This window comes from Pseudoalteromonas sp. T1lg48 (assembly GCF_002964785.1).
Taxonomy (GTDB): domain Bacteria; phylum Pseudomonadota; class Gammaproteobacteria; order Enterobacterales; family Alteromonadaceae; genus Pseudoalteromonas.
On sequence record NZ_PQCC01000018.1, the window covers coordinates 41,446 to 67,247 of the forward strand.

Here is a 25,802-nt window from a genome sequence, read left to right on the forward strand (position 1 = left end):
GCGTTTCCTATGCAAAAATGGCGTCGTAGTCCGCCGCCTTAAAACCGATCAAATGATGCTCGTCGGTGCGCAAAATAGGGCGCTTTATTAAGGCTGGCGACTCCAGCATCAGGGTCATGGCCAAGTCTTTATCCAGTTGCTGCTTTTGTTCGTCGCTAAGCTGGCGATAGGTGGTGCCACGCTTATTGACCATGGCTTCCCAACCGAACAAGGCTTCAAGCTCGGTTAATAACGCCAAGTCCAGGCCTTGTTTGCGATAGTCGTGGAACTGGTATTCCACGTTATTATTTTCTAGATGTTTTTTTGCTTTTTTAATGGTATCGCAGTTACTGATACCGTACATAATTGTGGTCATAATCTGTATGTAGCTTTAGTTGCCGATAAATAATAAAGGTTCATTGGCCGCAACCTGGTGCTGGCAGTAATACGTCAGGGTCGACGGCGCAAGATTGGTGATCATGATAGCGGCCAAGGGCGCAGATTTAAACTGCCGCAGGTCGAAATAGGCAATTTCTTCGCCGCGCGTTAAGGTGGCGCCGTCTAAGTATTTTAATTTTGCCTTGTTACAAATACCGGGCTCATCAAGGTGTAAATAGAGCAGAATATTGAGCCCGTGCTTACTACGAAAATGCCACTGTTTTGCTCCTTCGCTGACTTTCACCAGGGTGCCGTCACAGGGGGCCAGCAGTTTATGGCCGCGCATCTGGATACAGACACCGGGACCTAATAAACCCATCGCTATAAGGGCATCGGGCGCCTCGGACAAGGGTAAAACGGCACCGCTTAGAGGCGCATAAAGGATTAAACTTTTCGATAGCGGGCCCGCGGAAAACAAGTCCTGCGACAGGTTGCGCTCGGGTATCAGTTGCGCGGTGTGATTCATGAACGTACGTTATAACCTTCTTTTTTTAATGAATTCATGGCGTTTGTAACTTGCATACGTTTGACCAAAATATAATCGGTATCAAAGGTGGAGATGGCGAAGATGGAGATGTTGGCTCGGGCTAATACCCCGGAGATATTAGATAAAATGCCGGTAAGGGAGAAGCCCAGCGGCCCCAACACCTCAAATGCCACCCAGCCGGGTTCCTGCGCCAGACTATCAAGCTCAATATCACTGTTACAAACGATGGACAGCTCCTCGGAGGTTTTACCGACAAAGTAAACTTCGCTTTGAAAAATAATACTCGGGATAGCAGCCGTGCTGTCGAAGCTGTGAATGGTGAATTCATGTGGGAGTAATTGGAGCGTTTGTTTGGCCATACAGATCCCCTTGGGTTAATACCAATTCTGTTAAGTATGTGATCAGATATAGCGCTGGATAAATTAGGTGCTAACAAGGCGGATTTTTTCTTATGTAGTTATTCTACATAGAAAAACCCCAACACCGTTAGTATGATATTTAGCCCGCTAGAATGATTAGCTATTTAAGTGAATTGGTATAAGTACAAGTTATACCTAAAAAGCGCAATTTATGCCACCGCAAGTTGCTCACAATAGCTGTGGATAAGTTTGGGGGTAGGGTGGTCGATACTATTTATCTTTATGAAATATATAGAAAAATATTGTTTGCCTGTTTATTGATCAACAGTGGTTTGGTTATTGCTAATAACGAAATAAAAAGGGCCCGCCAATATCCTAATAAATGGCGAGCCCTGCTATTTATTACATCTTATCCGGTCTAAAACTAAGCCTGTGTTTGATCCGCCTGAATGGCGGTCAGGGCGATGGTATAGACGATGTCATCCACTAAGGCGCCGCGGCTAAGGTCGTTGACCGGTTTGCGCATCCCCTGCAGCATTGGGCCTATGCTGACCAGTTCGGCGCTACGCTGTACCGCCTTGTAGGTGGTGTTGCCGGTATTCAAATCTGGGAAGATAAACACCGTGGCTTGACCAGCTACCGGGCTGTTTGGGGCCTTTTTACGGGCCACATTTTCCATGATAGCAGCATCGTATTGCAGCGGTCCGTCGATGATTAAGTCGGGACGCTTTTGTTTCGCCAGTTCGGTGGCTTCGCGCACCTTTTCAACGTCGGCGCCGGCTCCCGAGCTACCGGTACTGTAGCTGATCATCGCCACGCGCGGCTCAATGCCAAAGGCGCTGGCGGAGTCGGCGGATTGAATGGCAATGTCCGCCAACTGGGCGGCGGTCGGATCCGGGTTAATAGCGCAGTCGCCGTATACCAGCACCTGATCCGGCAGCAGCATAAAGAACACCGACGAGACCAGGGAGGAACCCGGTGCGGTTTTGATCAGTTGCAGCGACGGGCGTATGGTATTGGCGGTGGTGTTCACGGCGCCGGAGACCAGGCCATCGACTTTCCCCTGAGCCAACATCATGGTGCCGAGCACCACATTGTCTTGCAGCATTTCTTCGGCCACTACCTCGGTTAAACCCTTGTTCTTACGCAGCTCCACCATGGGCGCCACATAGTCACCACGGATCTGCTCTGGGTCAACGAGTTGCATGCGCTCGTTGAGTTCGACACCTTGTTGTTCGGCGATGCGGGTGATTTCCACAGGATCGCCCAGTAATACCGTATTGGCAATGCCACGCTCGCCACAAATCGCCGCCGCTTTTATGGTGCGTGGCTCTTCGCCCTCGGGCAGCACAATGGTTTTATGGGCGTGGCGGGCTTTATTCGTTAACAGATAGCGGAATGCCGGTGGCGACAACTTACGGGTTTTTTGTGACTGCTGTGCCAGGCTATCTAGCCAGTCGGAGTCGATAAAGGTGGCCTGGTGCGATTTAACCTTGTCGACGCGCTGCTCATCATCGCAAGGCACTTCTAAGTTGAAGTTGTGCAATAGTAAGGAGGTGCGCCAGGTATCGTGCTCGGTGGCAAGGATAGGCAATCCGGTTTGCTCCATGGCTTGATGACACAATTCCATAATGCGCGGCTCTGGCTCGATCCCTCCGGTGAGTAAGATAGCGCCTATCTTGGTGCCATTCATGGCCGATAAACAGCCGGCGACCAGGACATCGGAACGATCACCCGGGGTGACCAGCAGTACACCGGGAGAGATATGGTTTAACAGGTTAGAAACCGTGCGCGCACAGAAGGTTACCCGGCGCAGACGGCGGTGTAGCAGGTCTCCCTGGTGAATAACGCGGGCATCTAAATAATTGGCCAGGTCGATGGCACGCGGGGCCACCAGTTCAAAGTCCCAGGGAATGGTTCCCAGGAGCTGGAACGGATGCTTGCGAAACAGTGGCATCGACGCCAAGCGGTTAATTTCGTTATCCAGTAAATCCGGGTTAAACTGTTCGACCAAATCGGCACGGGCGCGGCCCTGCTCATCCAGTGGCGCATTGACCTTGTTGAAAATACAGCCCAACACCCGTGGGTGGGCGATGCCACCATAGTTGCCGGCGGCGATTTCTAACTTGTCTTCGAGCTCTTCAACCGTGTCGTTGCTCGGGGTCACCACAAAGACGATATCGGCGCCCAGGGTTTGCGCGATTTCACGGTTAACGCGCCCGGCATAGGGTTGGTTACGGGTCGGTACCATGCCCTCGATAATGGCGATTTCATCGTCGTTAATGCCGCTTTCAAAACGCTCAACGATTTCTTCGAGCAAGGTATTGCCCTTACCATCACCGATCATCTTTTCCGCATAGGCCAGTGAAATCGGCTCCGGCGGGTTAATGCTTGAACCAATTTTTACTATGGCGGTGGACTTTTCCGGGCCACATTCACCGCGACGTGGTTGGGCTATGGGTTTGAAAAAGTTGACCTTCAGTGCTTTTTGTTCCAACGCCCGTACCAAACCTACCGACACCGAAGTCAGGCCAACGCCGGTGGAAACGGGGATCAGCATAATACGTCTAGACATGATTAAGCTCCTTGTGCCAGACGAGCCGCATCCTGGCAGATCATCCACTCTTCATTGGTAGGGACCACCAAGGCGGTAATTGGGCTGTTGTCACTGGTAATAACGCCACTTTTGCCAAAACGAGCCGCTAGGTTACGCTTTTCATCGAGTTGCCAGCCAAGGAAGCGAAGGTGCTCAAGCACCTTGGCGCGAATAATGTCTGAGTTCTCACCTATGCCGCCGGTAAAGACCAGAGCATCCAAACCGTTTAACGGCACCAGGTAGGCGGCAATTTGTTTGGCCAGGCGGTAGCAAAAGATATCCAGCGCTAAAGTGGCCTGCTCGTGTCCCTTTAGATAGGCCTCTTCTATGGTGCGACAGTCATTAGACAATTCGCTAATGCCGAGTAAACCACTTTGCTGGTTGAGCATGGTATTGACCTCGGTCACCGAATAGCCAAGCTGACTGGTGAGGTAATCGAATAAGCCCGGGTCGATGTCGCCACTGCGGGTGCCCATGACCACGCCTTCAAGTGGGGTCAGTCCCATGCTGGTATCGACACTGGCACCATTTTTAATGGCGCAGACCGAGCAGCCATTGCCCAGATGTGCGGTGATCAAGCGGTGATTATCTGCTGCCAACCCCAGAGCCTCGACGGCCTGAGTGGATACATAATGATGACTGGTGCCATGGAAGCCATAACGGCGTACACCATGGTCTCTGTAAAGCGAATAAGGCAAGGCATATAAAAACGCGTGCTTTGGCATGCTCTGATGGAACGCGGTGTCGAATACGGCAACCTGGACCAGCTCAGGAAACGCCGTTTGCGCTGCCTTAATACCGGTTAAGTTAGCAGGGTTATGTAATGGCGCTAATTGCGCGGTCTGGGTAATGGCGTCAAGCACGTCCGGGGTGATCACCTGAGAGCCGGTAAACTGCTCACCACCATGAACCACACGATGGCCTACGGCAATCAAATCCTTGGCCAGATCATACTGGTGGATCAGGGCAACAAGGGCATCGATGGCGATTTTGTGATCGGCTCCGCTGGCTAATGCGTTTTGCTCTTTGTTGCCGGCGAATTTATACTTTAAGGTAGCGTCGTCGTTATGGAGGCGTTCGGCTAAACCGCTTAACAGTTCATCGCCGCTGCTGGCGTCGATAACCGCAAATTTTAGGCTCGAGCTGCCGCAATTTAAAACTAGGACGTGTTGTACAGACATTTGGTAGACCCGTGGTTGAATATCAGAAATTAAACCCCACGTTTACCTATAGTAATAGCTTTTAACCTGGTCATAATAGTTATGACCAAGGGCTACATGTAGACCAAGGTATTATTGCAGTGGGACCGGCTATTTTACCTTATATTGCCACTAAACGTTAGCTGTAAGGGGCGTAAATGCAAAACAGTATGATGGCACAAATTCAACAAGGGCATAGCTACGCCAAACTCTGGCCGCTGCGCCGAGAGCTGGCTCCCATGTTTGTGGAAAACCGTATTATCAGTGCCACCTTATTCGCAATTAAGGTAATGCCGCTGCTGGCGCTCACCAGCTTGGTGGTGCAATTGCAATTATTGGGGCAACATTACTTGGGTCCGGCGCTGGCGTGCGCCTTATTGATTTTATCCTTGCCGGTACAGGGGCTGTTATGGCTCGCCAAACGGGCGTCGTCACCGCTGCCACCGGCTCATGCCCATTGGTACAAGGAGATCTACACGAAAATGGTGGCCCAGGGTTATCAAGGCGCCCCGGCTAAGGCCAAGCCTCGTTATCGAGAACTGGCCCTACTGCTAAAGGACGTGTTTGATAAAATGGACAAGACTTTTCGTCAGGAACTCTTCTGAAACTCGCTGAGGTAAAACTCGGCCTGCACCTTAAATTCGGGCTGTGCTGCAAGCGCAGCCAATTGCTCTACACTAAATTTCCAGGCAAAGGGCGTCATTAAGGCCAGATCTCTCGCCTGCTCGCCAGTAAGAGTCAGAGTATGGCTAAGCAGTTGTTCGGCGCTGCGAGTAAAGCCGGTGGGTGTTTCAAGTGGCTGATGCTCACGCACCTCACGATAGATTATCTCTTTAAGCTCGGCTAAATGTCGCGGACCGGGGGAGGCCACCACCAGGTGTCCCTGTGGCGCCAACAAACGAGCGCTTTCTTGAGCAAAGATGGGCGCAAACACGCTGGTCACAACCGACGCCGAGCCCGCCTTCAAAGGGATCTGTTTACTCGATGCCACCGCAAATTCGCAGGTGTCATAGCGTTTGGCGGCGTAGCGTACCGCTGGCTTGGCGATATCTATGCCGTAGACCTGACCCTTATGCTGTAACTGGTTTGCCAGTTCGCTGGTGTAATAGCCCTCACCACAGCCCATGTCGATGGCCGCCGTGTTCGCCTGATGCAAGGCGCTAACGCGTTCGGCGAGCGCCTGGCGTAAAAACTGATAATGGCCCGCTGATAAAAAGCGGCGTCGGGCCTGCACCATATCTTGATTGTCACCGGGCTGTTTTGATTTTTTGTATTGCACCGGCAATAAATTGATATAGCCCTCTTTGGCATAATCGAACTGGTGTCCTTGTTCACAGCTTAGGCTGTTGCCCTGACGGGCTAAAGGTTGTTGGCATAAGGGGCAGCAATAAGCACTCATGGTGCAAGGTATTCCTTATCATAAAAGGTGCGCACCCAATGGGGGCGATAGATCACCAGCAGGGTCATGGCCATCCCGGTGAGCATGGCTTCCGGGAACCAGATAAGCGCACTTAGAATCACGTAGTTGTCCATCAGCATAGGCCATTCATAGGTGCCAATGGCCCAGTAGTACAGGGCACCGACAAAGATCTTCAGGCAATTGGCCAGCGCAGCACAAAGAAAACTACAAACGAATAGATAGATAAATAAATGGCGTGGCAGCAGGTTATAAACCAACACAAAGGCGCCATAGCTAAAGTAAATAGGGATAAGCGCCGTGGTGATAGCAAACACCGCCGCGTTTTCCCAGGCAATGGTCGAAAAGCTCGTAAGCAAAGCAGTGGCCAGCACTGCGGCCAAAGTAGCTAAACGCCAACCGAGGATCAAAGTCACCGCGGTAATACCGAGAATATGTATATCCAGCCCCGGGGCGATGCCTGCCTTAATTCGCCACAACAGCGCTAACACCAGGGCGCAGGCAAAGAGCCCGGTTTGTCTTGCCGGGCGCTGCCATAGACCAAGCACGCTGGGTTTATCCAGGGTCAACATCAGGATAATCGCCAGGGCCAAGGTGCTTACCAACATAACCAATTAGCCCTCGAAGGTGCTCCACACCGGCGCATGATCCGAGGGTTTTTCAATACCCCGTAGTTCATAGTCGATACCGCTGTCGGTTAATGATTTGGCCAAGGCGGGGGTGGCTAGAATAACGTCGATACGCAGACCGCGGTTGTCGTCGAAGCCCTTGGAGCGGTAGTCGAACCAGGAATATTGGTCGTCAACGTCCGGGTGTAACTGTCTAAAGGTGTCCACCAGGCCCCAACTCGTAAGGGTGGCCAACCACTGTCTTTCTTCTGGCTGGAACGAACATTTACCAGTTTTTAGCCAGCGCTTCTTGTTGGCTTCGCCGATGCCGATATCCAAATCGATAGGGGAGATATTGATATCGCCCATTACCACTAGTTTGCTGTCGGCGCTGTATTGGCTGCTTAGCTCGGCCATCAGGTCGCTGTAGAATTGACGTTTATATGGGAACTTGGTCTCATGATTGATGTTATCGCCTTGTGGAAAGTAGCCATTGAGCACGGTGACATCTTCCCCTTGGGCATTTTCCACGGTCACCGCAATCATGCGTTTTTGGTGCTCGTCGGTGTCGGTGGAAAAGCCTTTTTTCACCATTTTGGCCGGCTTTTTGGTCAGCATGGCCACCCCATAGTGGGCTTTTTGGCCATGGAAATAAACGTGATAGCCCATGGCCTCGACATCGGCGACGGGAAACATTTCATCATGCACCTTAATTTCTTGTAAGCCGATCACATCCGGTTGATGTTTGTCGATAAGTGCTTGAAGTTGATGAAGGCGAGCACGTAAGCCATTAATGTTGAAGGAAATTATTTTCATTGGTGATAAATGATGAAAGTTATTATTAATAGCGCGCCAGTGTAGCATTTTGTGCCCTTGGAAGGAATCGCGACAACACGGCAGGGGCGCTTTTCGCCGCCTTGCACCTTGTGTTAGTCCTGATGGCTAAATATATTTGCCTTGGCTTTGTCGGCAATATAACCAATGGCTTTTTGTGCACGTACACTGTTGCCGGCACCATCGAGGCGCGGTGAAAAGGCGGCAATGGCGAATTTACCCGGCATAATCGCGATAATGCCGCCGCCAACGCCACTTTTCGCCGGCAGACCAACGGTGTAGGCCCATTGACCACTGGTTTCGTATAAGCCGGCGGTGGTCATGACCGCTAAGACCCGTTCAACATTATCGGCACTCATCAATCGCTCGCCACTGATGGGGTGGGTGCCGCCATTGGCCAGTACAGAAGCCATCATCGCCAGCTCTTTGGTGGTGACTCCCACGGAGCACTGGCGGGTATAGATATCCAGGTTGATATCCACATCACCGTAAAAACGACCGTAAGATTTAAGCAGCTCGGCAATGGCCAGATTATGACCGTTACTGTTGGACTCGGAGCTATAGACCTCCTCAAGGACCCCGAGTTTAGTTGTGGCAAATTGCTCATACCAAGCACTGATTGCCTGCCACTTTTGTTCGGCCTTATCGCCGCCTATCAGGCTGACAGTGGCCATGGCTCCGGCGTTTACCAAGGGATTGACAGCTCTGGCCTCATTCAACTCAATGGCCGCCACCGAATTAAAGGGCAAGCCGGTGGCGTTAACACCGATTTTATCTCGGATAGCCTCGGCACCTTTTTGTTCCATGGCCAGAGCCAGGGTGAATACCTTGGAAATGGACTGAATTGAAAAGCGAGTATTGATATCGCCACGGGTAAAAACCTCGCCGTTGACGGTGACCACGGCAATAGCAAAGCGCTCGCTGTCGACCTTGGCCAGGGCGGGAATATAATCCGCATTGGCGCCACTTTTATCGTCTTTATACAAGGCGTGGGCCTGGGCTAATACCTGCTCAACCTTGGCGGCGTCGTAGGGCCGGGCATCGAGTTGTGTAGAGGACCCGAAGGCCAACACCAATAACAGCGAATAAAGTATTTTTTTCATTTGTGTGAGTCCTTATCACTAAAGGGGGAAAGTGGCTCTAATATTTAAAGCCAAAAGAAGTCTGCAAGCGGATGTTGTCGCCCTTGTCTCCCTGATAATTTTGCAACTTACCGTATTGCAGCTCTAACCCGAGGCGCGACATGATGGTGGGGTTGTAAATCAGGTTTACCGTACTGTAGAGACTGTTGTTAAAGGAGAAGGGATGCTGGGTAATGATGTTGTCGATATCCACATAGCTGATGCCAAGGGATGAGGTGTAGCTGTCGTTCCATTGTTTATCCAGATAGATAAAGCCAGCCGTGGCTCCGATGGCGGTCAATTCGCCATTACCGTCCAGGCCGGCATCGCTTCCGCCGGTGATATCGGCATAATAATGGCAGCAGGGATCGTTAAGGTAGCGGCCTATGCCTTTGCCGTTAGCCAATTGAAATTTGAGACTATGGCTGTAGTCCAGATCATAGGTGCCGCTGACATTGATACCCCAGCCCCATACCTTGTCTTCTTGCTGGGTGGTTTTATATCCCAAATAACGTAATATCAGTGCTGTTTTAATATATCCCTGCTCAAATGGATAGGTATAGCTGGCGCTGGCATCGGGCCAGTCGTTTTGTTCGCTATAGTTCAGGGACGCCGGGTCGATATAAACCGGTAACGCAAGATCTGCATCTGAGCGCTCAATGCCCACCGTCCAGGAGCTACCGTTGCTTAAACTGCGGCGATAACGAATTTGCGGGTGGCGGGCAAACACCATGGCCGATGGGCCCCAATAATCGAGGATATTGGGAAAGGAGTTGATGTCCATAAAACCGCTAAAGGTCTGCCCAGCCCCCCAGTTGCCCAGCTCTCCCCAGAGGTGAGTGAGATTAAAATCAGCCTTGCCATCGGCATCGAACATATCAAATTCAAAACGTGTGGTCATATCGCCATGCTCGGTGGGGGTATGACTGCGAAAGGAGAGTTTAGATTGTCCAGCGCTAAGCAGGGTGTCATCGTCACTGGCGTTGCCTTCAAACAGAATTGAGGAGGTTTGGAAGGCGCCGCGGTTGACCATTTCACCATCGTTATAGATGGCATCGAGCCAGATTTGCCCACCAATTTGCAAGGTGGTTTCCGAGTCGCTCAGGAAAATGCTTTTTGGTGGTGTTTTAAAACGGTAGCTTGGGCGTTCGTACTCCTGATATAGACGGCCATTGATCTTACTTCTGGGCTCCTCGGTTTGGGTTTTGACCGTGGTGAGAGGGCGTTTTATTGCAGCGATTTCGGCGTCCTTAAGCTTAAGTTGTCGTTCAATCTCGGCATCCTTTTGTTTTAATTGCTGCTCTAATTCGGTAATGCGACGTTCCAGCGCGGCTAAGCGTTCTTCGACCGTGGCACCTTGTACCGGCGTGGCCAACATCATCAGAGTTAGGACCAGGCCAAAAATGGGGCCCTTGGTGGGGCTTTGTACTGTGGCGCCGCTGAGGCGTCGAGGGGGTATCACGGCCATATTCACTCCTATAATTCGACGGCAAAGGTGACGATCATCTTGTAGTCGTCCTTTTTAGGTAAGCTGCCATCGGCATTGGCAATGGGAGATTGCAAATGATCCCAAAGTAGCGATATATCGAAATCGATATCACTGGTGATGTCTATAGAGGCACCGGCCAAGGCATGCTGGGCATTGCCGCCGGCGGCCTGTTCGGCAAAGGTAAAGCGGTAGTCAAAGTTTAAATCTATGTCAGACGTCAGTTCATAATCCATATTCGATGCAAAATAAGCCGAGGTGGAGGAGTTGCTACTGGCCGCATCGGCGGCGACATTGGCAAACTGTGTTCGTTGATAGGCCGGACCCAGACCAACATCCCACTCCCAGCGTTGATTATCAACCACGTAATAACCTACCCCGGCACCCAAGGTGTACTTATGGTCGATATTTTGAAACGGGTCGCGGTAGTACTCGAAAAATACCGGACGAAAATACAGTGCCTTGGTATAAAACCAGTCAAAGGTGCCGTTGGCGCGTACGTTATTTTCCGTGACCTCTTCGTCATTACTGGTGCGTGCCGCTAGCGCGTTTATCAGCAGTCGATTGGTGGCGGTGCGCCGCTTAATATCGACACTGGCGGAGAGCTCTGTTTGCTCCGTATTTCCACGGCTGAGATTGGCGCCAATGCCCACCTTGGCATACCAGGCACCGCCGACATTGTTTGCGCTGGCGGCGATGGAAACCAAGTCTTTGGGCAAATAGGTTAGTTTACGTTCGCCCACCTGGACATAGTCTGGGCCTATCAGTAAGGGTCCTTCGCTCACCGATCCATCATTAAAACGCACACTATGGGCCCTGCCGGATATCACCATGTGCACATCTTCGCGGTCGATAAACAAGGTATCGAGTATGTCGCTATCAAACTCGATTTGTTTGTCGTACATGGCTTTGAACTCGCCCTTTAGCCACTCCCCTGAGCTCAGGCGTATCCAGTCATATTTATCTATGTCTTTGACAATGGCCTGGCGCTCTTCAATGAATAACGAAGGCTGTTGAGCATAAACTCCTGGCGCTAACAACAGAGCAAAAATAACCATAAACAGGGCGAAAAATGGCATCGCGACTTCCTTTGCAACTCGGTTTTCAACGGGGGTGAATAAACGCAATTAATTGCCTATTAATAATAGGTCAATCTGCCGAGGGTACAAACGGGTGCAACGTTAAGCTCGCATTCTTAGGCGCAAAGCCTGTTTTGTTAATAAGCGCTGCTGCTAAACAGGCGCTGGTGGGTTTTATAAGCATACTCATCGGTCATGCCGCTGAGATAATCGCACAACACCCGATAGGTGCTGGTACCGCTTTGTTCCGCCTGGCGATAAGCGATGGCGGTTGTTTCCGGTAATAGGCGCAGTGGGTCGCTGGCAAAGGCTTCAAACAACTCGATGATCAGCTTTTGACCGTTAAACTCGATCTGCTGCATATGCGGGGCGCGAATAAGGCGCTTATAGATAAAGCCTTTAAGGCCATCCAGCAGCGCCTGATAACTCGGTGGCAAGGCCACCTGGTAGCTAAGAATATCGCAACTAAAATCCCCGTCGGTGGGCAACAGTCTGGCCTGGGTTATAAACAAATTAACTAATTCACCGATAATGTCCTTGCGCTGCGCCTCGCATTGGAAAAATAATCGTTGCGCCATATTGGCATCGCTCAACCAGGGGCAGTCGAGCTCAGCGAGGGCAGGCTCGGCATGAGATTGCCAATCGTGGATGGTGATCTGCTCGGTGGCAATGGCATCCTCTAAGTCATGAACCGCGTAGGCGATGTCGTCGGCAAGCTCCATGAGGGAGGCATCGACCGACTTATACAAGGTCTTGGCGCGGAAGCTATCCAGCGGCTGATGGCTTTGGAACAAGGTACGATCTGCGGCACTGAGGGGCGCAAAGATCCAGTCCACCAAATCGCTGTCGTCGCCATACAAACCTTTGGCAGGGCGCCATTCGTTGGCCTTGATATAGCGCTGCTGCGCCGGTTCCGATGGCTTGCTGTGCCATAAGGTATCGAGCATCGCCGGGTATTTGATAAAGCCCAGCAGGGTACGGCGGGTTAGGTTCATGCCATAGCCCTGGGTATAGGGTTCGAGCTTGGCGACAATCCGCAGGGTCTGCGCATTGCCTTCAAAACCACCGTGTTCACGCATCATATAATTAAGGGCAATTTCCCCGCCGTGGCCAAATGGCGGATGACCGATATCGTGTGCTAAACACAAGGTTTCCAACAGGGAGTCGTCGGGTAGGCATTTGACCTCGGGGTGCTGTCGGCCCAAATGGCGCAGCAGACCGCTGCCAATTTGAGCAACTTCTAAAGAGTGGGTAAGGCGGGTGCGGTGAAAGTCGTTGAGACCGATGCCCATGATCTGCGTTTTTGCCTGTAAGCGACGAAATGCAGCGGCATGAATGATACGTGAGCGATCCACTTGCCACGAAGAGCGATTATCATTGGGGCGGTGCTTATCTTCACCTGTGCGTCTTTGTTGCCAAATATCGGCCATGCAATACTCGTCACCCTGAGTCTTATATACTCAGTGTAAACAATAAATAACTCATTGTCTTGTATGATGTTAGCGCTCAAGTAGTGATTATTTCGTATTTGCCTCTGTTAGGATATAATGTGCCGTTTGTTTATCCAGACAGATGAATTCTAGAGGTGTCATGATCAAAAAACTGGGACTCGTTTTATTCGCCATCGTATCCATTACCGGTCTTTTGTACCCCTTTATTTGGGGGCAGCAAGAGCAAGGTGCACAAGTCACAGACGCGACTCCTGAGCAGGTGGCTAAAAAGCCGGTGGTAGAGAAACCACGGCATAATGTGAAGCTACCGAACTTTGCACAAGTGACGGATATCAAAAAGAAAAAATCCCTGTTTTTTGACTTTATTCGTGGTCCGGTGGAAAAAGCAAACGGCCGAGTCAGGGAGCAGCGTGCGAGCTTAGAAATTGCCCTGATGATGGTGCAGTATCAGCAGGCCTTATCCACCACACAAGAGCAAAAGGTGGCAGACATCTTTGCCGAATATGGCCTTGCGGATGAAGAAATCGGCGAACTGTCATTGCAACAGGCATTACGTCGCGTTGATGTGATCCCAAAAGAGCTGGTGATGATGCAGGCGGCCAATGAGTCGGCCTGGGGCACCTCGCGCTTTGCCCGTATCGGCTTAAACTTTTTTGGCCAATGGTGTTTTAGTGAAGGCTGTGGCCTGGTGCCCAAGCGCCGTAACCAGGGTGCTAAACATGAAGTGGCCGTGTATCAATCGGTACAAGAGGCGGTCGATGCGTATTTTTACAACATTAATACCCATAATGCTTATCGCGAGCTGCGCGACATTCGCGCCGAATTGCGCCAGGCACAACAACCCTTGAGTGCTAAAGCGCTGGCCTATGGGTTAATGTCCTACTCCGAACGCGGTGAAGCCTATATCGAAGAGCTGCACGCGATGATAGATCATAATGAGGCGTATTTTGATGATTAAATTGTCTTCCTGGTTATCCCCTTTATTAATTTTGTCGTTTGGCGCGGCCGCCGAGCCCGTAGTGATGTCTTACGACGGGTTTTATGACCGCATGGAAGTGGTGAACGAAGGCGAATATCAGTATGCGCAGGTAGGTTTCTATTTAAAAACCTATGCCGATGCCAAACCGTGCGATATTGCTGAGGGTGAAATCTTAACGGAAAAGCAAAGCTATGCCTTGACTTACAACGACCAAGGTCAGCTGTTTTTACCCTTTGATAAAGAGCTTGATACTCACAAGGCCATGGTGGTGGTAACGCCCGCTAGTGCCGGTGGTTGTCAGTTGAGCATGCAAATTGAAGCGAAAATGCCGCAACAGGGGATCACCGCAGGGCAGCTCTATCAGGTAAATGAAGAATTTGATGAGCTATTAGCAGATCTTTCCGGTTTCTTCGTCGGTACCCTGATGTCCTTCTTGTTACCAGAGCAGCAGGGCATTCAGCTGCACTTTAACGGCTCGGTACCGACCAATGTACCCTCCGATTGGCAGTGCGTTGACACCCGTTGTAAGGTCACTATCAAAAATAAGTGGCAAGACAGTGATACGGTATTGGTTGATGGCGGCAAACTGGTGCGCATCACTCCCTGGATTGATAAAGGTTAATCTTTGACCATAGTGCCCGGTGCCGCCGGGCTACTGACCCACCCCATTTCAACCTTGATTGTCTGTACTACGGCAGACTAACAAAACTCTTCCTATTGCTCGCTGCAAAGTCCTGTCTCGCTTCTATACTTTCTACGAGTGTAATGACGGTGACCCGTTCATTTTGTATTATGCGAATGCCTCGATCGCCGTTAAAAGCAAGCAACGAGGAATATAAAATGCAATACATATCCAAAATAGGAGCCATGCTGTTTGTGGTCACCTCAGGCGCAAGTATGCAGGGCTTGGCAACCGAACCCTGCGGTGATTTCGGAGAATGCCTGGCTCTGATTGAAATTAATGCCAGCGACGGAGACATAGGTTTCCACTTTTTATTCGACGGTGACGACCTTGAGTCGGCGCGGCTGACGGACCCAGATGGCGCCAAACTGTTCGAGTACAAAGTCGGGGGGTCATTGAAGGAACAAACCTTGACCGAAACCTTTGCCGAAAGCGCCGAACCCTTGTGTTGGAATGATCCGGAAGCTGAAGAGGATGAAGAAATAGTCACACTAAGTGAGTTTCTAGAGCGCTGGCAACCCGGCATCTATATGGTCACGGGCAAAGGTGAAGAAGGAGAAAAAGCCGAGGGAGAGACCTTGCTTACCTATCACCTACCGGCCGCGCCCGCCAATGTTTCATATAATGGTGGAGTGATCACCTGGGAGCCGGGTAATGATCTTGGTAAATGTGCGACCAGAGGCGAACTTGATGACTTAGTCAGTGATGGTAGCTTGCCTATGCACCCCGAATTTGTAGCCGTCGGTGCGTGGGAGGTCGTTATGGATACCGTTGTCGAGGATGGAGATCCCTTGGCGAAGATGAAATTCAGTGTTCGGGTGCCCGCATCGGCGTTTCAGGTTGCGGTCTCACAAGAGTTTTTGGATGCCTTGCCGGCAAATACGGAAATGAAAATTGAAGTGGGTGCCATAGGAGTCGACGGTAATGCCACCTTTACTGAAACCGGTGATATTTGTGTTAATGAAATTGAGGAGGGCTGCGAATAGGCTAGCCGCCTTGTATATATGAAAAAAGCGCTCATTAGCGCTTTTTTCAGGGTGACATTAAGTCAGTTCAATAATCGCAGGGGTCGTATCGGCGACCTCATCTTCTTGGTCATAGCCTACGGGGATGACGGGTACCTCAGGTTTATCCATCGCCGTGTCACCGCCGTCGATCACCTCGCCGGTTTGTAAGTCGCTAAAGGCAAATAAATGAGTGTCGGCCAGGTGCGAAGGCACCACGTTTTGCATCGCGGTAAAGATGCTTTCGATGCGTCCCGGATGTTGTTTATGCCATTGCTGCAACATGGCTTTGATGTTTTGTCGTTGCAGATTTTCCTGCGAACCACACAGGTTACAAGGGATAATCGGGAACTCCTTATGCTCTGCATACTCGGCGATATCCACTTCCTTACAGTAAGCCAAGGGACGAATCACCATGTGCTGGCCGTCATCGCTCATGAGTTTCGCCGGCATCCCTTTTAACTTGCCACCATAGAACATGTTCAGAAACATGGTTTCTATCATATCGTCACGGTGATGGCCCAGGGCAATCTTGGTGGCGCCCATTTCTTTGGCGGTGCGGTACAAAATGCCGCGGCGCAGACGTGAGCATAGCGAGCAGGTGGTTTTACCTTCGGGGATCTTGTCCTTAACGATGGCGTAGGTGTCTTCCTCGACTATCTTGTATTCAATACCCAACTCATTAAGGTATCCAGGGAGAATATGTTCTGGGAAGCCGGGCTGCTTTTGATCTAGGTTTACGGCGAACAGCTCGAAGTTGACTGGTGCCGAACGTTGCAGGTTTTGCAGTATATCCAGCAGGGTGTAGCTGTCTTTACCACCAGACAAGCACACCATGATGCGATCGCCTTCTTCAATCATATTAAAGTCGGCAATGGCCTGACCGGTATGGCGGCGTAAGCGCTTTTGCAGTTTGTTGAAATTGTATTGCGCTTTGGCTTGTGCTGAATGCGACACCTGGGCACCCTCGTTACGGCTAAAATCAAAGGCGCGTATTATAGGCTGACGCACTCTAGGCATCAAGAAAAAGGCAGCTGATGCTGCCTTTGGGTTTTGAAAAACGTTAATCTTCTAGGGGGCTGCGATAGCCGTCCGGCTTAAGCGCCAGTACATCGCAATCAAGGCTATCGATCACATGCTCGGCGGTGTTACCCACGAGTGCAGCACTAAACCCGGTACGACCCACGGTACCAATGACCACCAATTCGCTGTCGAGTTTTTTCGCCAGGCGAGGCAGCACGTCTTCGGGCAGGCCTTCTTCCACATGTTGATGATGCTCGGCAATACCAAATTGCTTACCCAGCTCCCGGGTGGAATTTAGGTGGTGCTCTTTCACCGTTTCATTATATTGAGACGGGTTAAACTCGGGGATTTCGATGGCAATATTGACCGGAGTTGCCGGGTAGGCATTGACCAGGTGCAGATCGCCCTGAGCGATTTTGCTAATAAACTGGGCATCCTTAATAATGCGCTCGCTCAGTGCTTGATGCTCTTCATCATCACTGGATGCATTAACGGCCGCCAAAATAGCGCCGCCAACCAACCACTTATGATCCTTCACCAGCAACAACGGAGTGGGGCACTTACGAATAAGGTGCCAGTCGGTAGGGGTGAAAATCACCGATTTAAGAGCGTGATGCTGATGGGTACCCTTGATCACCAAGTCATATTCATGCTCTAACACCTCACGAATAATGGCTTCAAAAGGACGGTTATGCCACACCACCTTGGTATCGAAGCTGATGTCCTCATGCTGTGCCGATAACGATTGTAGCCACTGCTGTTTATCGGCGATCACGGCTCTGCGCATGGCTTCACGCTCATCGCCGCTAAGCATGGTGGTCATTTCATAAGAGAAATCGTAGATGGATAAGAAGGCGGTTATTTTTGCGCCGGTGTTGCGTGCTATTTCAGCGGCTCGAGATAAGCTCTGTTGTAGCTCGACGGAAGGGTCGACAACTGCGAGTATTCGTTTAATTTTGTCCATTATGCGCCTCCTTAATACCTAATTTTAAGAGTATTTCAATACATCTTTGAGTGTAATCGAAATCTCTGATATTTAAAGGCGCTAATGGACTTAGTTTGAGTCAGATCAACTGCTTGGCGTAGAAATCGCTGCGGCCTGAGCAAGTTGCTGATGATCGTTGATGGTAATAAATTTACCGTCGACGCTAATAAAACCACTTTTTTGGAAACGGCTGAGTAAACGGCTGATGGTTTCAACGGTTAAACCCAGGTAATTACCAATTTCACCTCGGGTCATGGTAAGGCGAAATTCACGGGCCGAGAAACCACGCTCGCTAAAGCGACGAGACAAGGTATGCAAAAACGACGCAAGGCGTTGCTCAGCGGTCTTTTTGTTCAGTAGCAGCAGCATCTCCTGATCGTAATTAATCTCGTTGCTCATCAGGCGCATGATCTGCTGGCGCAATTTTGGCAAGCGTCCGGCCAAATCATCGAGGGTTTCAAAGGGAATTTCACACACCATAGAGGTCTCCATGGCCTGGGCAAAGCTTTGGTGAGTAAAGGTATGAATGCCATCGAAACCCACGAGATCTCCCGCAAGATGAAAACCAGTGATCTGCTCTTCACCTTGCTCGGAAAGGGTGAAGGACTTAAACGAGCCGCTGCGAACCGCGAAAATGGACTTTAGCTTAGTGCCGGACTCGAACAGGTAGTCGCCCTTGTGCAGTGGCTTTTTGCGCTCAATGATTTCATCAAGGCGGTCCATTTCTTCGCCATTTAAGCTAAAAGGAAGGCACAACTGTGAGATAGAGCAGTTGGTACAGCTAATGGTGCAATTCGATTTACCGGCGAATTTACCAGAAAGTTGTGTTTTTACGTCCATTTTACATTCCAAGGTAAGCAAGAGATGAAGTTAAATCTACGTGACTAGCGAGGCACTTGCAATAACCAAGCTATAGAGCCCATACCAAAGTAATAGATTACCTAGCACCAGGCGCACCCACGTTTGGTTAAGTATACCCTTTATGGCGTTGGCGCCCAAGCCCAAGGCGAGCAGCGCGGGTAAAGTCCCCAGGGCAAACAAAGCCATAAATAAGGCACCGTCGGCTGCACTTTGGCTGAAAATAGCCCAGGTGAGGGCACTGTATACCAAACCACAGGGCAACCAACCCCACAACGCGCCATATAACAGTGCCTTGGGGTAACTATTGACCGGCATCAGGTGACGATTAAGCTTGACGATATGGCGCCAAATAGCCCAGTTTCCGAGCTTTTCTATGCCGCCCAGGGGGTTAAATAGGCGCATCACATAGAGGCCAACGAGGACCATGAACACCGCACTGAGCAGGCTCAAAGCCTGACTAATATGGTTATTTTGACTGGCGAATGCGGCGCTAAAACCGCCGACCAGGGCACCGGCAAGGGCATAGCTGCTTAAGCGCCCGGCATTATAGGCAAGGGTTGCCCCGAGCGGCGGCAGATCGCGGCTGGCGAGCTGAAACGTGCCGGCGATACCCCCGCACATGGCGACGCAGTGACCGCTACCGGCTAGGCCCATAAGCAGGGCCGCGGCAAAGTTAATCTCGTTCATTGCTCTTGTCGTGTTCCTCTTTGTCGTCTTCAAAGAGAATACTGTGACCTTGCTTTTCCAGATCGGAAAACTGCTCGCTTCTGACCGCCCAGAAAAAAATACCTATGGCGATAAGCACAAACAAAATGGCAATGGGGATTAAAACGTAGATGATACTCATAAGCGCAGCAGCCGTAGTGAATTGGTTATAACAATAATCGAGCTTGCCGACATGCCGATCACCGCCATCCAAGGGGCGACCCAGCCCAAGGCGGCAAGGGGCAGAATAGCTCCGTTATAACACAAAGACAGGGTTAAGTTCTGCCTAATGATGCGCCGCGTTTGTTTGGCCACGCGGATCAGTTGCGCCACCGAGCGTAAGTCGCTGTTAAGCAGTACCACATCGGCGGTGTTTTTAGAAATATCGGCACCGCTGTCCATTGCAATGGAGAGGTGAGCGGCATTAAAGACAGGGCTGTCGTTCACGCCATCACCTATCATGGCGCATACCTGTCCTTCGCCATGCCATGTTTGCATTAACGCCAGCTTGTCTTCGGGAAGCAGGGCGCCGTGGTAGGCATCGAGCTCCAGCTTTTCGGCCAAGAACTCACCGGCTGTAGAAGGGTCACCGGTGAGCATCACACGGCTGATATTTTGCTCTTTAAGCTCCGCTTGCAGCGCTTCGGCATGGTCACGTACCTGGTCCTCCAGATAAAAGGCGGCCACGGGCTGTTGGTCGATAAACAACACCGCCTGGGCATTGAGGTCAAGGTCGTGGGTGAACCAGTTGGCCTTGCCTATATGTACCCGATGTGCTTGCCACACCCCGGCAACGCCAAAGCCGGTATGCACTTCCACCTGCTCCGGTTGGGGGTGAATGGGAGTGATATCGCTAAAGGCTTTGGCAATTGGGTGCTCGGAATAGCGCTCCAAACTGGCCGCTAATGAACGCAACTGCTGGTCGCTGTAACTGGTATCGAGAATTTCTATTTCGGCGATGGCGAAGCGGCCGTAGGTCAGCGTGCCTGTTTTATCAAAACCGACCTTGGTCAACTTGGTGGCGGTTTCCAGCACATGGGCTTGTTTTATTAACACGCCCCGCTTGGTGAGGTTGGCCACCGCACAGGTGAGCGCCGTGGGAATTGCCAGGCTCAAGGCACAGGGGCAGGTGGCAACCAAGACAGCTATGGTCACCCAAAAGGCATGTTCCGGATCGATTTGATACCAGGACAACGCGGTAATCGAGGCAAAAACCAATAAGCAGGCGACAAACCACTGGGCCACCTTGTCGGTGATTTGCGCAATTTTCGGGCGTTGACTCAGGGCACTGTGCTGCAGGCGAATAATCTGATTGACCAGGGTGTTTTGGCCTACCTTGTTTACCTCTAAGGTTAACACTCCGTCGTGATTTACCGTGCCGGCATGAACCTGATCGCCGTGGGTTTTGTTAACTGGGTGATGTTCGCCGGTCATCATTGACTCATCGACGCTGGAGCGCCCGCTCACCACCAGGCCGTCGGCGGCAATGGTTTCGCCGGCTTTGACTCGCACCGTATCGCCGAGCTTTAACAACTTAGCGCTGATCAACTGCTCTTCGTTATCGCCGTCAACCACGCGGGCCGTCAGTGGCAGCAGTTGCTGCAGGTTTGCGGTGAATTCGCTGGCTTTGAGGCGGGCGCGAAACTCCAGGTATTTGCCCAGCAGCAGTAAGAAGGTAAACATACAGATGGACTCAAAATACACCTCGCCGGTACCGCTGACGGTGGCATAACCGCTAGCAAAATAGGCGCCGAAAATGGCCAAGGAGACGGGCACATCCATATTTAATTGTTTGGCCTTTAAGCCGGTGATGGCGTTACTTAAAAACGGCAGTGCTGAGTAGAAAATTACCGGCGTGGCCAGGCTTAGGCTGATCCAGCGAAAATACTGTTCAAAGTTGTCTTCCATGCCGGAAAACATGCCAAAGTACATGGCGAAGGCAAACATCATCACCTGCATGGTCATCAAGCCGGCCACACCGAGACGGCGAATAAAACTCTTTGCCTGTGCCTGCTTTTGCGCCGCTTCGTTATCGGCCTGGAAGGGGTAAGACTTGTAGCCGATCTCCGCCAGGCTGGTGATCAGGGTACTGAGTTTGGCCTGAGTGTCGTCCCAGACGATCATGGCGCGATGGGTTGAGGTATTTACATCGACGCGCTTCACCCCGGAATGAGCCAACAGCTGTTTTTCAATCAGCCAGGCACAAGCAGCACAGCTTATGCCTTCCACACTTAGCAGTACTTCTTTGTCATTGCCCTGATGGGAAATAAATTCCTGCTGGATAGACTCGTTATCATAGCTTTGGATCAATGCCAGTTGCTCTGGCACCAGCTGCTGAACCTTGCCCGCGGACTCGGTGCGGTATTTGTAATAGTCACTCATGCCCTGAGCGATAATGGTCTCGGCCACCGCCTTACAGCCAATACAACACATGGGCTCGGGCTGGTTGTTAACAACAACCGACTCATTGAAGCCCTTGGGTATGGGCTCCAGGCAATGAAAGCAGGACTGCATGCTCATTTATTTATACTCGGGGCTCACTTTAATCGCGCCCGGTTGTGGCAGTTGAATGTTTTCTTTTAACTTCCAGGTGTCATCGAATGGGGTGATAAACACCGTATAGGCACCTTGCTCGATAGGTGCATCGAGTAGGGTGGTGAACTGGCCACGAGCGTTTTTGGTAAGCCTGAAGGTCTGGTCTTTATCGCCAATGGTACGGTGATATAACCCTATGTTTAGCGCCGCTACCTTTGAGTCATCGCCCTTCGTGAAGGTAAAGCTGATACGCTCACCAGTGATTTGCAAATCGCCATGTAAATACAAGGCCTTAGCCTTATTGAACTTGGTTAACTCGAGGTTGATGGCCTTGCCTTTTTTATAGTAGTCATCGACCACCATATCCGGGCCATTGCCCACCGCCAGAGTGATCAGGCCAACACAGGCAATAATGGTTGCAAGAGGGAAGAAAAGTAAAAACCAAGGCCAAAACTGCTTATACCAGGGAGTTGCGTTCATAATACCAAGTTAGTTGCCAGATAAGTGACGGCTATTTTACGGCATTGGTGAATAAAATCCTAAAAAAAAGCCTCCAAATAGGAGGCTTTTTTGATTTCGATTAAATTCGTATGCTTACTTGTCTTGCGACAGGCTGTATACGTAGGCGGTCAACAGGTGAACCTTGTCTTCGCCAAGAATGTCTTTCCACGCTGGCATTACACCGGCACGACCGTTACGTAGCGTTTCTTCTACAGAACGAGCTGAACCGCTGCCGTATAACCAGGTGTTGTCGGTTAGGTTAGGCGCACCGAAAGGTAGGTTATGAGCCACCGAACCTTTACCGTCGGCACCGTGACAGGCAGCACACATGGCAAACTTAGTTTTACCTGCGGCGGCATCACGTTGGTTAACCGTACGACCAGAAAGGCTAAGTACATAGGCAGTCATTTCTTTGATGCCTTGGTCACCAAGGGCTGCTTCCCAGCTAGGCATAGCAGCAACACGACCGTGTAGTAGCGTTTCTTTGATCTTGTCAGGCGTACCACCGTATAACCAATCATTGTCGGTTAGGTTAGGGAAGCCGTCACCACCACGGGCGTCAGAGCCGTGACACTGAGCACAGTTTTGTAGAAACAGGCGTTGGCCGATTTCTAGCGCTTGCTCGTCAGATGCCAGGTCCAGTACGTCACGTTTAGCGAATGACTCAAAAATAGGGCCGAATTTTTCTTCTGCCGCGCGGTACTCGCCATCCAGCTGGATGCGGTAGCCGTTAGCGTGCATGTCTTCAACCGCTTTTTTCGACTCTTCTAGTGATGTTACGCCCTGGTTAGAGCTTTTCCACTTTAACAAACCCTCAAAGTTACCCAGGCCAGGGTAGGCTGCTAGGTAGTACACGGCCCACACGAAGGTCGCGAAGAACATGTAAGTCCACCATTTAGGCAGCGGGTTGTTAATTTCTTCGATGCCATCGAATTCATGGCCACAGCTCTCGCCTTCTTTAACACCTACGAAGTTCTTTAAGTTCCAAACTAGTAGGCCGAAGATAAGAACTAGACAGGCCAAGGTTAGAACGATGACCCAAATACTCCAAAAGCTAGTCATTTCTCAGACTCCTTTTCCTCATTAGTGATTGTGCTTTGGTGTTTCTTTTCGTCTTCAAACACGGCGTTGGCTGCATCGTCGAAGCGCTTTTTGCTGCGCTTGCTGAAGGCCCACAACACAATCACGATAAAAAGTACCATTATTACCAGAGTTAAAATGCCTCTGAACGTGCCGTAATCCATAATAATTACTTCAAGTGTGTGCCAAGTTGCTGCAAGTAAGCGATAAGCGCTTGCATTTCGGTCTTGCCGTTTACAGACTCTTGCGCGCCCTGGATGTCTTCATCCGTGTAAGGCACACCAAAGTCACGGAAAACTTCCATTTTCTTGGCGGTCAACTTGCCATCAAGTACGTTTTCATCTAACCAAGGAAAAGCCGGCATATTTGACTCAGGAACCACGGCGCGTGGGTCCATTAAGTGAGCATAATGCCAATCGTCAGAGTAACGTTCACCAACACGAGCCAGATCTGGACCGGTACGCTTAGAACCCCACTGGAATGGGTGGTCCCACACGCTTTCACCAGCAACAGAGTAGTGGCCGTAGCGTTCAACTTCGTCACGGAAAGGACGGATCATCTGTGAGTGACAGTTGTAACAACCTTCACGTACATAGATGTCGCGGCCTTCAAGTTCTAGCGCCGTTAGAGGACGTAGACCGTCTACCGGCACAGTGGTGTCTTTTGGAACATCAACGGAGTGATTTCCACTAGGGCACCAAAGCTGATTGCGAACACCGTGAGAATGGCCATTAGGCCAACGTTCTTTTCAACAATTTCGTGTTTGTTGCTAGAGTTATTATTGCTCATCATCCTACCCCTTAAGCTACTTGTGCTTGCGCATCGTCTGCAATTGAGCCTTTCTTAGCTGCAATAGTGCGATAGCTGTTGTAGGCCATTACCAGCATACCCGCTACGATGAATACACCGCCTAGGAAACGCATGATGTAGAAAGGATGTGATGCTTCTAGCGATTGTACGAAGCTGTACATAAGCGTACCGTCTTCGTTTACTGCACGCCACATTAGACCTTGCATTACGCCAGAGATCCACATAGCAACGATGTACAGTACAACACCTACTGTGTGTAGCCAGAAGTGGGTGTTAACCAGTTTCACGCTGTACATACGGCTGTGGCCGAATAGTGCAGGGATCAGGTGGTATGTTGCACCGATTGAAATCATGGCAACCCAACCTAGGGCACCCGAGTGTACGTGACCAACGGTCCAGTCAGTGTAGTGCGAAAGCGCGTTTACTGACTTGATAGCCATCATTGGGCCTTCGAACGTAGACATACCGTAGAAAGAAAGCGATACAACTAGGAAACGAAGTACCGGGTCGGTACGTAGTTTGTGCCATGCGCCAGATAGCGTCATGATACCGTTGATCATACCACCCCAAGACGGAACGAATAGAATTACAGACATCACCATACCCAGTGACTGAGTCCAGTCAGGTAGCGCGGTGTAGTGTAGGTGGTGAGGACCAGCCCAGATGTATAGAGAGATAAGTGCCCAGAAGTGAACAACCGATAGACGGTAAGAATAAACAGGGCGACCCGCTTGCTTAGGTACGAAGTAGTACATCATACCAAGGAAACCAGCGGTCAGTAGGAAACCTACCGCATTGTGACCGTACCACCACTGTACCATGGCATCAACGGCACCGGCGTAGATAGAGTATGACTTAGTCAGTGATACCGGTACGGCCATGCTGTTAACAATGTGCAATACCGCAACCGTGATAATGAAGCCGGCATAGAACCAGTTGGCAACATAGATGTGCGATACTTTACGCTTAATCAGGGTGCCAAAGAAAACAACAGCGTAAGAAATCCAGACGATGGCGATTAGGATATCGATTGGCCACTCAAGCTCGGCATATTCTTTCGAGCTGGTAATACCCAAAGGCAGGGTAATGGCGGCTAAAACGATAACCAGTTGCCAGCCCCAGAAGGTGAAAGCTGCAAGTTTATCGGAGAAAAGGCGCGTTTGGCAGGTACGCTGCACAACGTAGTAAGACGTTGCGAACAGGGCACTGGTGCCGAATGCGAAGATAACTGCGTTCGTGTGTAACGGACGTAGTCGAGAGTATGTTAGCCATGGGGTGTCGAAGTTCAATGCTGGCCAGGCAAGCTGGGCAGCAATTAACACACCAACACTCATGCCAACGATGCCCCAAATCACTGTCATAATAGCGAATTGGCGAACAACTTTATAGTTGTACTCAGTTTGTGATGCTACTGTTTGGCTCATTGTCAGGTTTCCGCTGCATTATTATGCGATTAGAAATGAAATACCTACTCTTGCGAATAGGGCCTACTGATGGTGTCAAAGCCGACTACCTAAAACTCTCATTTCACTAAGCGTTTCAGAAAGCAGACTCACAACACTCTTATTATTTGCGGTCGAAAT

General features: G+C 50.7%; 26 protein-coding genes and 1 pseudogene. 4 read left to right on the plus strand and 23 right to left on the minus strand.

Annotation, left to right across the window (positions count from 1 at the left end; genetic code table 11):
- Nucleotides 1–7: 7 nt before the first annotated feature.
- From C2M29_RS09460 to C2M29_RS09480, 5 genes are all read right to left on the minus strand, one after another.
- Nucleotides 8–355 (minus strand): ArsC family reductase, encoded by a 348-nt coding sequence (locus tag C2M29_RS09460; RefSeq protein WP_105189550.1) that lies wholly within the window; start codon nt 353–355, stop codon nt 8–10.
- A 15-nt stretch (nt 356–370) separates the two neighbouring features.
- On the minus strand, nt 371–883 hold the full coding sequence (locus C2M29_RS09465) for a PTS glucose transporter subunit IIA (RefSeq protein WP_105189551.1): 513 nt from the start codon (nt 881–883) through the stop codon (nt 371–373).
- Nucleotides 880–1,263, minus strand: a complete 384-nt coding sequence (locus C2M29_RS09470; protein ID WP_105189552.1) for an ACT domain-containing protein — start codon at nt 1,261–1,263, stop codon at nt 880–882. Before C2M29_RS09470 ends, C2M29_RS09465 begins: the two co-directional genes overlap by 4 nt.
- A 424-nt stretch (nt 1,264–1,687) precedes the next feature.
- On the minus strand, nt 1,688–3,838 hold the full coding sequence (gene pta / locus C2M29_RS09475) for a phosphate acetyltransferase (RefSeq protein WP_105189553.1): 2,151 nt from the start codon (nt 3,836–3,838) through the stop codon (nt 1,688–1,690).
- A gap of 2 nt (nt 3,839–3,840) precedes the next feature.
- Nucleotides 3,841–5,040 (minus strand): acetate kinase, encoded by a 1,200-nt coding sequence (locus C2M29_RS09480; RefSeq protein WP_105189554.1) that lies wholly within the window; start codon nt 5,038–5,040, stop codon nt 3,841–3,843.
- Between the two features lie 176 nt (nt 5,041–5,216).
- Between C2M29_RS09480 and yfbV the strand changes: the two genes are divergently transcribed.
- Nucleotides 5,217–5,663 (plus strand): terminus macrodomain insulation protein YfbV, encoded by a 447-nt coding sequence (yfbV, locus tag C2M29_RS09485; protein ID WP_105189555.1) that lies wholly within the window; start codon nt 5,217–5,219, stop codon nt 5,661–5,663.
- Here the strand turns inward: yfbV and rlmA are convergent.
- From rlmA to C2M29_RS09520, 7 genes are all read right to left on the minus strand, one after another.
- Nucleotides 5,648–6,457: a 23S rRNA (guanine(745)-N(1))-methyltransferase gene (gene rlmA / locus C2M29_RS09490; RefSeq protein WP_105189556.1), complete on the minus strand. Its 810-nt coding sequence runs from the start codon at nt 6,455–6,457 to the stop codon at nt 5,648–5,650. The genes yfbV and rlmA overlap by 16 nt on opposite strands.
- Entirely contained in the window at nt 6,454–7,083 is a 630-nt protein-coding gene (locus C2M29_RS09495) for an energy-coupling factor ABC transporter permease (RefSeq protein WP_105189557.1), read from the minus strand. Before C2M29_RS09495 ends, rlmA begins: the two co-directional genes overlap by 4 nt.
- 6 nt (nt 7,084–7,089) lie before the next feature.
- Nucleotides 7,090–7,899: an exodeoxyribonuclease III gene (gene xthA, locus C2M29_RS09500; RefSeq protein WP_105190229.1), complete on the minus strand. Its 810-nt coding sequence runs from the start codon at nt 7,897–7,899 to the stop codon at nt 7,090–7,092.
- Between the two features lie 113 nt (nt 7,900–8,012).
- Nucleotides 8,013–9,020, minus strand: a complete 1,008-nt coding sequence (gene glsA, locus C2M29_RS09505; protein WP_105189558.1) for a glutaminase A — start codon at nt 9,018–9,020, stop codon at nt 8,013–8,015.
- 37 nt (nt 9,021–9,057) lie between these two features.
- Nucleotides 9,058–10,506 (minus strand): DcaP family trimeric outer membrane transporter, encoded by a 1,449-nt coding sequence (locus tag C2M29_RS09510; RefSeq protein ID WP_105189559.1) that lies wholly within the window; start codon nt 10,504–10,506, stop codon nt 9,058–9,060.
- 8 nt (nt 10,507–10,514) lie between these two features.
- Nucleotides 10,515–11,603, minus strand: coding sequence for a DUF481 domain-containing protein (locus C2M29_RS09515; RefSeq protein ID WP_105189560.1), 1,089 nt, complete (start codon nt 11,601–11,603; stop codon nt 10,515–10,517).
- Nucleotides 11,604–11,740: 137 nt separating this feature from the next.
- Nucleotides 11,741–13,033: an anti-phage deoxyguanosine triphosphatase gene (locus C2M29_RS09520; protein ID WP_105189561.1), complete on the minus strand. Its 1,293-nt coding sequence runs from the start codon at nt 13,031–13,033 to the stop codon at nt 11,741–11,743.
- 160 nt (nt 13,034–13,193) lie between these two features.
- Between C2M29_RS09520 and C2M29_RS09525 the strand changes: the two genes are divergently transcribed.
- From C2M29_RS09525 to C2M29_RS09540, 3 genes are all read left to right on the plus strand, one after another.
- Nucleotides 13,194–14,012: a glucosaminidase domain-containing protein gene (locus C2M29_RS09525; RefSeq protein ID WP_105189562.1), complete on the plus strand. Its 819-nt coding sequence runs from the start codon at nt 13,194–13,196 to the stop codon at nt 14,010–14,012.
- Entirely contained in the window at nt 14,005–14,655 is a 651-nt protein-coding gene (locus C2M29_RS09530; protein ID WP_158684698.1) for a DUF2987 domain-containing protein, read from the plus strand. The genes C2M29_RS09525 and C2M29_RS09530 overlap by 8 nt, the downstream gene beginning before the upstream one ends.
- Before the next feature lie 218 nt (nt 14,656–14,873).
- The gene (locus C2M29_RS09540; protein ID WP_158684699.1) at nt 14,874–15,701 is read left to right on the plus strand and encodes a hypothetical protein; all 828 of its coding nucleotides are present in this window, start codon (nt 14,874–14,876) and stop codon (nt 15,699–15,701) included.
- Between the two features lie 57 nt (nt 15,702–15,758).
- Here the strand turns inward: C2M29_RS09540 and ttcA are convergent, their stop codons facing one another.
- The 11 genes and pseudogenes from ttcA to ccoN all read right to left on the minus strand — a co-directional run bounded on the left by ttcA (nt 15,759) and on the right by ccoN (nt 25,643).
- The gene (ttcA, locus tag C2M29_RS09545) at nt 15,759–16,676 is read right to left on the minus strand and encodes a tRNA 2-thiocytidine(32) synthetase TtcA (RefSeq protein ID WP_105190230.1); all 918 of its coding nucleotides are present in this window, start codon (nt 16,674–16,676) and stop codon (nt 15,759–15,761) included.
- Nucleotides 16,677–16,782: 106 nt separating this feature from the next.
- The gene (uspE, locus tag C2M29_RS09550) at nt 16,783–17,706 is read right to left on the minus strand and encodes a universal stress protein UspE (RefSeq protein ID WP_105189566.1); all 924 of its coding nucleotides are present in this window, start codon (nt 17,704–17,706) and stop codon (nt 16,783–16,785) included.
- Nucleotides 17,707–17,811: 105 nt separating this feature from the next.
- A complete protein-coding gene (locus C2M29_RS09555; protein ID WP_105189567.1) occupies nt 17,812–18,567 on the minus strand; it encodes an FNR family transcription factor in 756 nt (251 codons plus the stop codon).
- Between the two features lie 36 nt (nt 18,568–18,603).
- Nucleotides 18,604–19,275: a sulfite exporter TauE/SafE family protein gene (locus C2M29_RS09560; RefSeq protein ID WP_105189568.1), complete on the minus strand. Its 672-nt coding sequence runs from the start codon at nt 19,273–19,275 to the stop codon at nt 18,604–18,606.
- On the minus strand, nt 19,262–19,435 hold the full coding sequence (gene ccoS / locus C2M29_RS09565; protein ID WP_105189569.1) for a cbb3-type cytochrome oxidase assembly protein CcoS: 174 nt from the start codon (nt 19,433–19,435) through the stop codon (nt 19,262–19,264). Before ccoS ends, C2M29_RS09560 begins: the two co-directional genes overlap by 14 nt.
- Nucleotides 19,432–21,807: a heavy metal translocating P-type ATPase gene (locus tag C2M29_RS09570; protein WP_442792559.1), complete on the minus strand. Its 2,376-nt coding sequence runs from the start codon at nt 21,805–21,807 to the stop codon at nt 19,432–19,434. Before C2M29_RS09570 ends, ccoS begins: the two co-directional genes overlap by 4 nt.
- 6 nt (nt 21,808–21,813) lie before the next feature.
- Nucleotides 21,814–22,308, minus strand: coding sequence for a FixH family protein (locus tag C2M29_RS09575; RefSeq protein ID WP_105189571.1), 495 nt, complete (start codon nt 22,306–22,308; stop codon nt 21,814–21,816).
- A gap of 114 nt (nt 22,309–22,422) precedes the next feature.
- The gene (ccoP, locus tag C2M29_RS09580) at nt 22,423–23,391 is read right to left on the minus strand and encodes a cytochrome-c oxidase, cbb3-type subunit III (RefSeq protein ID WP_105189572.1); all 969 of its coding nucleotides are present in this window, start codon (nt 23,389–23,391) and stop codon (nt 22,423–22,425) included.
- Nucleotides 23,388–23,573, minus strand: coding sequence for a cbb3-type cytochrome oxidase subunit 3 (locus tag C2M29_RS09585; RefSeq protein ID WP_105189573.1), 186 nt, complete (start codon nt 23,571–23,573; stop codon nt 23,388–23,390). The genes ccoP and C2M29_RS09585 overlap by 4 nt, the downstream gene beginning before the upstream one ends.
- Nucleotides 23,574–23,578: 5 nt before the next feature.
- Nucleotides 23,579–24,198, minus strand: a pseudogene (ccoO, locus tag C2M29_RS09590) (cytochrome-c oxidase, cbb3-type subunit II).
- An 11-nt stretch (nt 24,199–24,209) separates the two neighbouring features.
- On the minus strand, nt 24,210–25,643 hold the full coding sequence (gene ccoN, locus C2M29_RS09595) for a cytochrome-c oxidase, cbb3-type subunit I (protein WP_105189574.1): 1,434 nt from the start codon (nt 25,641–25,643) through the stop codon (nt 24,210–24,212).
- Nucleotides 25,644–25,802: the final 159 nt, after the last annotated feature.

Bases quoted from the DNA above. Each gene is read 5' to 3' on its own strand.
- C2M29_RS09460 (WP_105189550.1), bottom strand. From the start codon at position 355: ATGACCACAATTATGTACGGTATCAGTAACTGCGATACCATTAAAAAA.
- C2M29_RS09465 (WP_105189551.1), bottom strand. From the start codon at position 883: ATGAATCACACCGCGCAACTGATACCCGAGCGCAACCTGTCGCAGGAC.
- C2M29_RS09470 (WP_105189552.1), bottom strand. From the start codon at position 1,263: ATGGCCAAACAAACGCTCCAATTACTCCCACATGAATTCACCATTCAC.
- pta (WP_105189553.1), bottom strand. From the start codon at position 3,838: ATGTCTAGACGTATTATGCTGATCCCCGTTTCCACCGGCGTTGGCCTG.
- C2M29_RS09480 (WP_105189554.1), bottom strand. From the start codon at position 5,040: ATGTCTGTACAACACGTCCTAGTTTTAAATTGCGGCAGCTCGAGCCTA.
- yfbV (WP_105189555.1), top strand. From the start codon at position 5,217: ATGCAAAACAGTATGATGGCACAAATTCAACAAGGGCATAGCTACGCC.
- rlmA (WP_105189556.1), bottom strand. From the start codon at position 6,457: ATGAGTGCTTATTGCTGCCCCTTATGCCAACAACCTTTAGCCCGTCAG.
- C2M29_RS09495 (WP_105189557.1), bottom strand. From the start codon at position 7,083: ATGTTGGTAAGCACCTTGGCCCTGGCGATTATCCTGATGTTGACCCTG.
- xthA (WP_105190229.1), bottom strand. From the start codon at position 7,899: ATGAAAATAATTTCCTTCAACATTAATGGCTTACGTGCTCGCCTTCAT.
- glsA (WP_105189558.1), bottom strand. From the start codon at position 9,020: ATGAAAAAAATACTTTATTCGCTGTTATTGGTGTTGGCCTTCGGGTCC.
- C2M29_RS09510 (WP_105189559.1), bottom strand. From the start codon at position 10,506: ATGGCCGTGATACCCCCTCGACGCCTCAGCGGCGCCACAGTACAAAGC.
- C2M29_RS09515 (WP_105189560.1), bottom strand. From the start codon at position 11,603: ATGCCATTTTTCGCCCTGTTTATGGTTATTTTTGCTCTGTTGTTAGCG.
- C2M29_RS09520 (WP_105189561.1), bottom strand. From the start codon at position 13,033: ATGGCCGATATTTGGCAACAAAGACGCACAGGTGAAGATAAGCACCGC.
- C2M29_RS09525 (WP_105189562.1), top strand. From the start codon at position 13,194: ATGATCAAAAAACTGGGACTCGTTTTATTCGCCATCGTATCCATTACC.
- C2M29_RS09530 (WP_158684698.1), top strand. From the start codon at position 14,005: ATGATTAAATTGTCTTCCTGGTTATCCCCTTTATTAATTTTGTCGTTT.
- C2M29_RS09540 (WP_158684699.1), top strand. From the start codon at position 14,874: ATGCAATACATATCCAAAATAGGAGCCATGCTGTTTGTGGTCACCTCA.
- uspE (WP_105189566.1), bottom strand. From the start codon at position 17,706: ATGGACAAAATTAAACGAATACTCGCAGTTGTCGACCCTTCCGTCGAG.
- C2M29_RS09555 (WP_105189567.1), bottom strand. From the start codon at position 18,567: ATGGACGTAAAAACACAACTTTCTGGTAAATTCGCCGGTAAATCGAAT.
- C2M29_RS09560 (WP_105189568.1), bottom strand. From the start codon at position 19,275: ATGAACGAGATTAACTTTGCCGCGGCCCTGCTTATGGGCCTAGCCGGT.
- ccoS (WP_105189569.1), bottom strand. From the start codon at position 19,435: ATGAGTATCATCTACGTTTTAATCCCCATTGCCATTTTGTTTGTGCTT.
- C2M29_RS09570 (WP_442792559.1), bottom strand. From the start codon at position 21,807: ATGCAGTCCTGCTTTCATTGCCTGGAGCCCATACCCAAGGGCTTCAAT.
- C2M29_RS09575 (WP_105189571.1), bottom strand. From the start codon at position 22,308: ATGAACGCAACTCCCTGGTATAAGCAGTTTTGGCCTTGGTTTTTACTT.
- ccoP (WP_105189572.1), bottom strand. From the start codon at position 23,391: ATGACTAGCTTTTGGAGTATTTGGGTCATCGTTCTAACCTTGGCCTGT.
- C2M29_RS09585 (WP_105189573.1), bottom strand. From the start codon at position 23,573: ATGGATTACGGCACGTTCAGAGGCATTTTAACTCTGGTAATAATGGTA.
- ccoN (WP_105189574.1), bottom strand. From the start codon at position 25,643: ATGAGCCAAACAGTAGCATCACAAACTGAGTACAACTATAAAGTTGTT.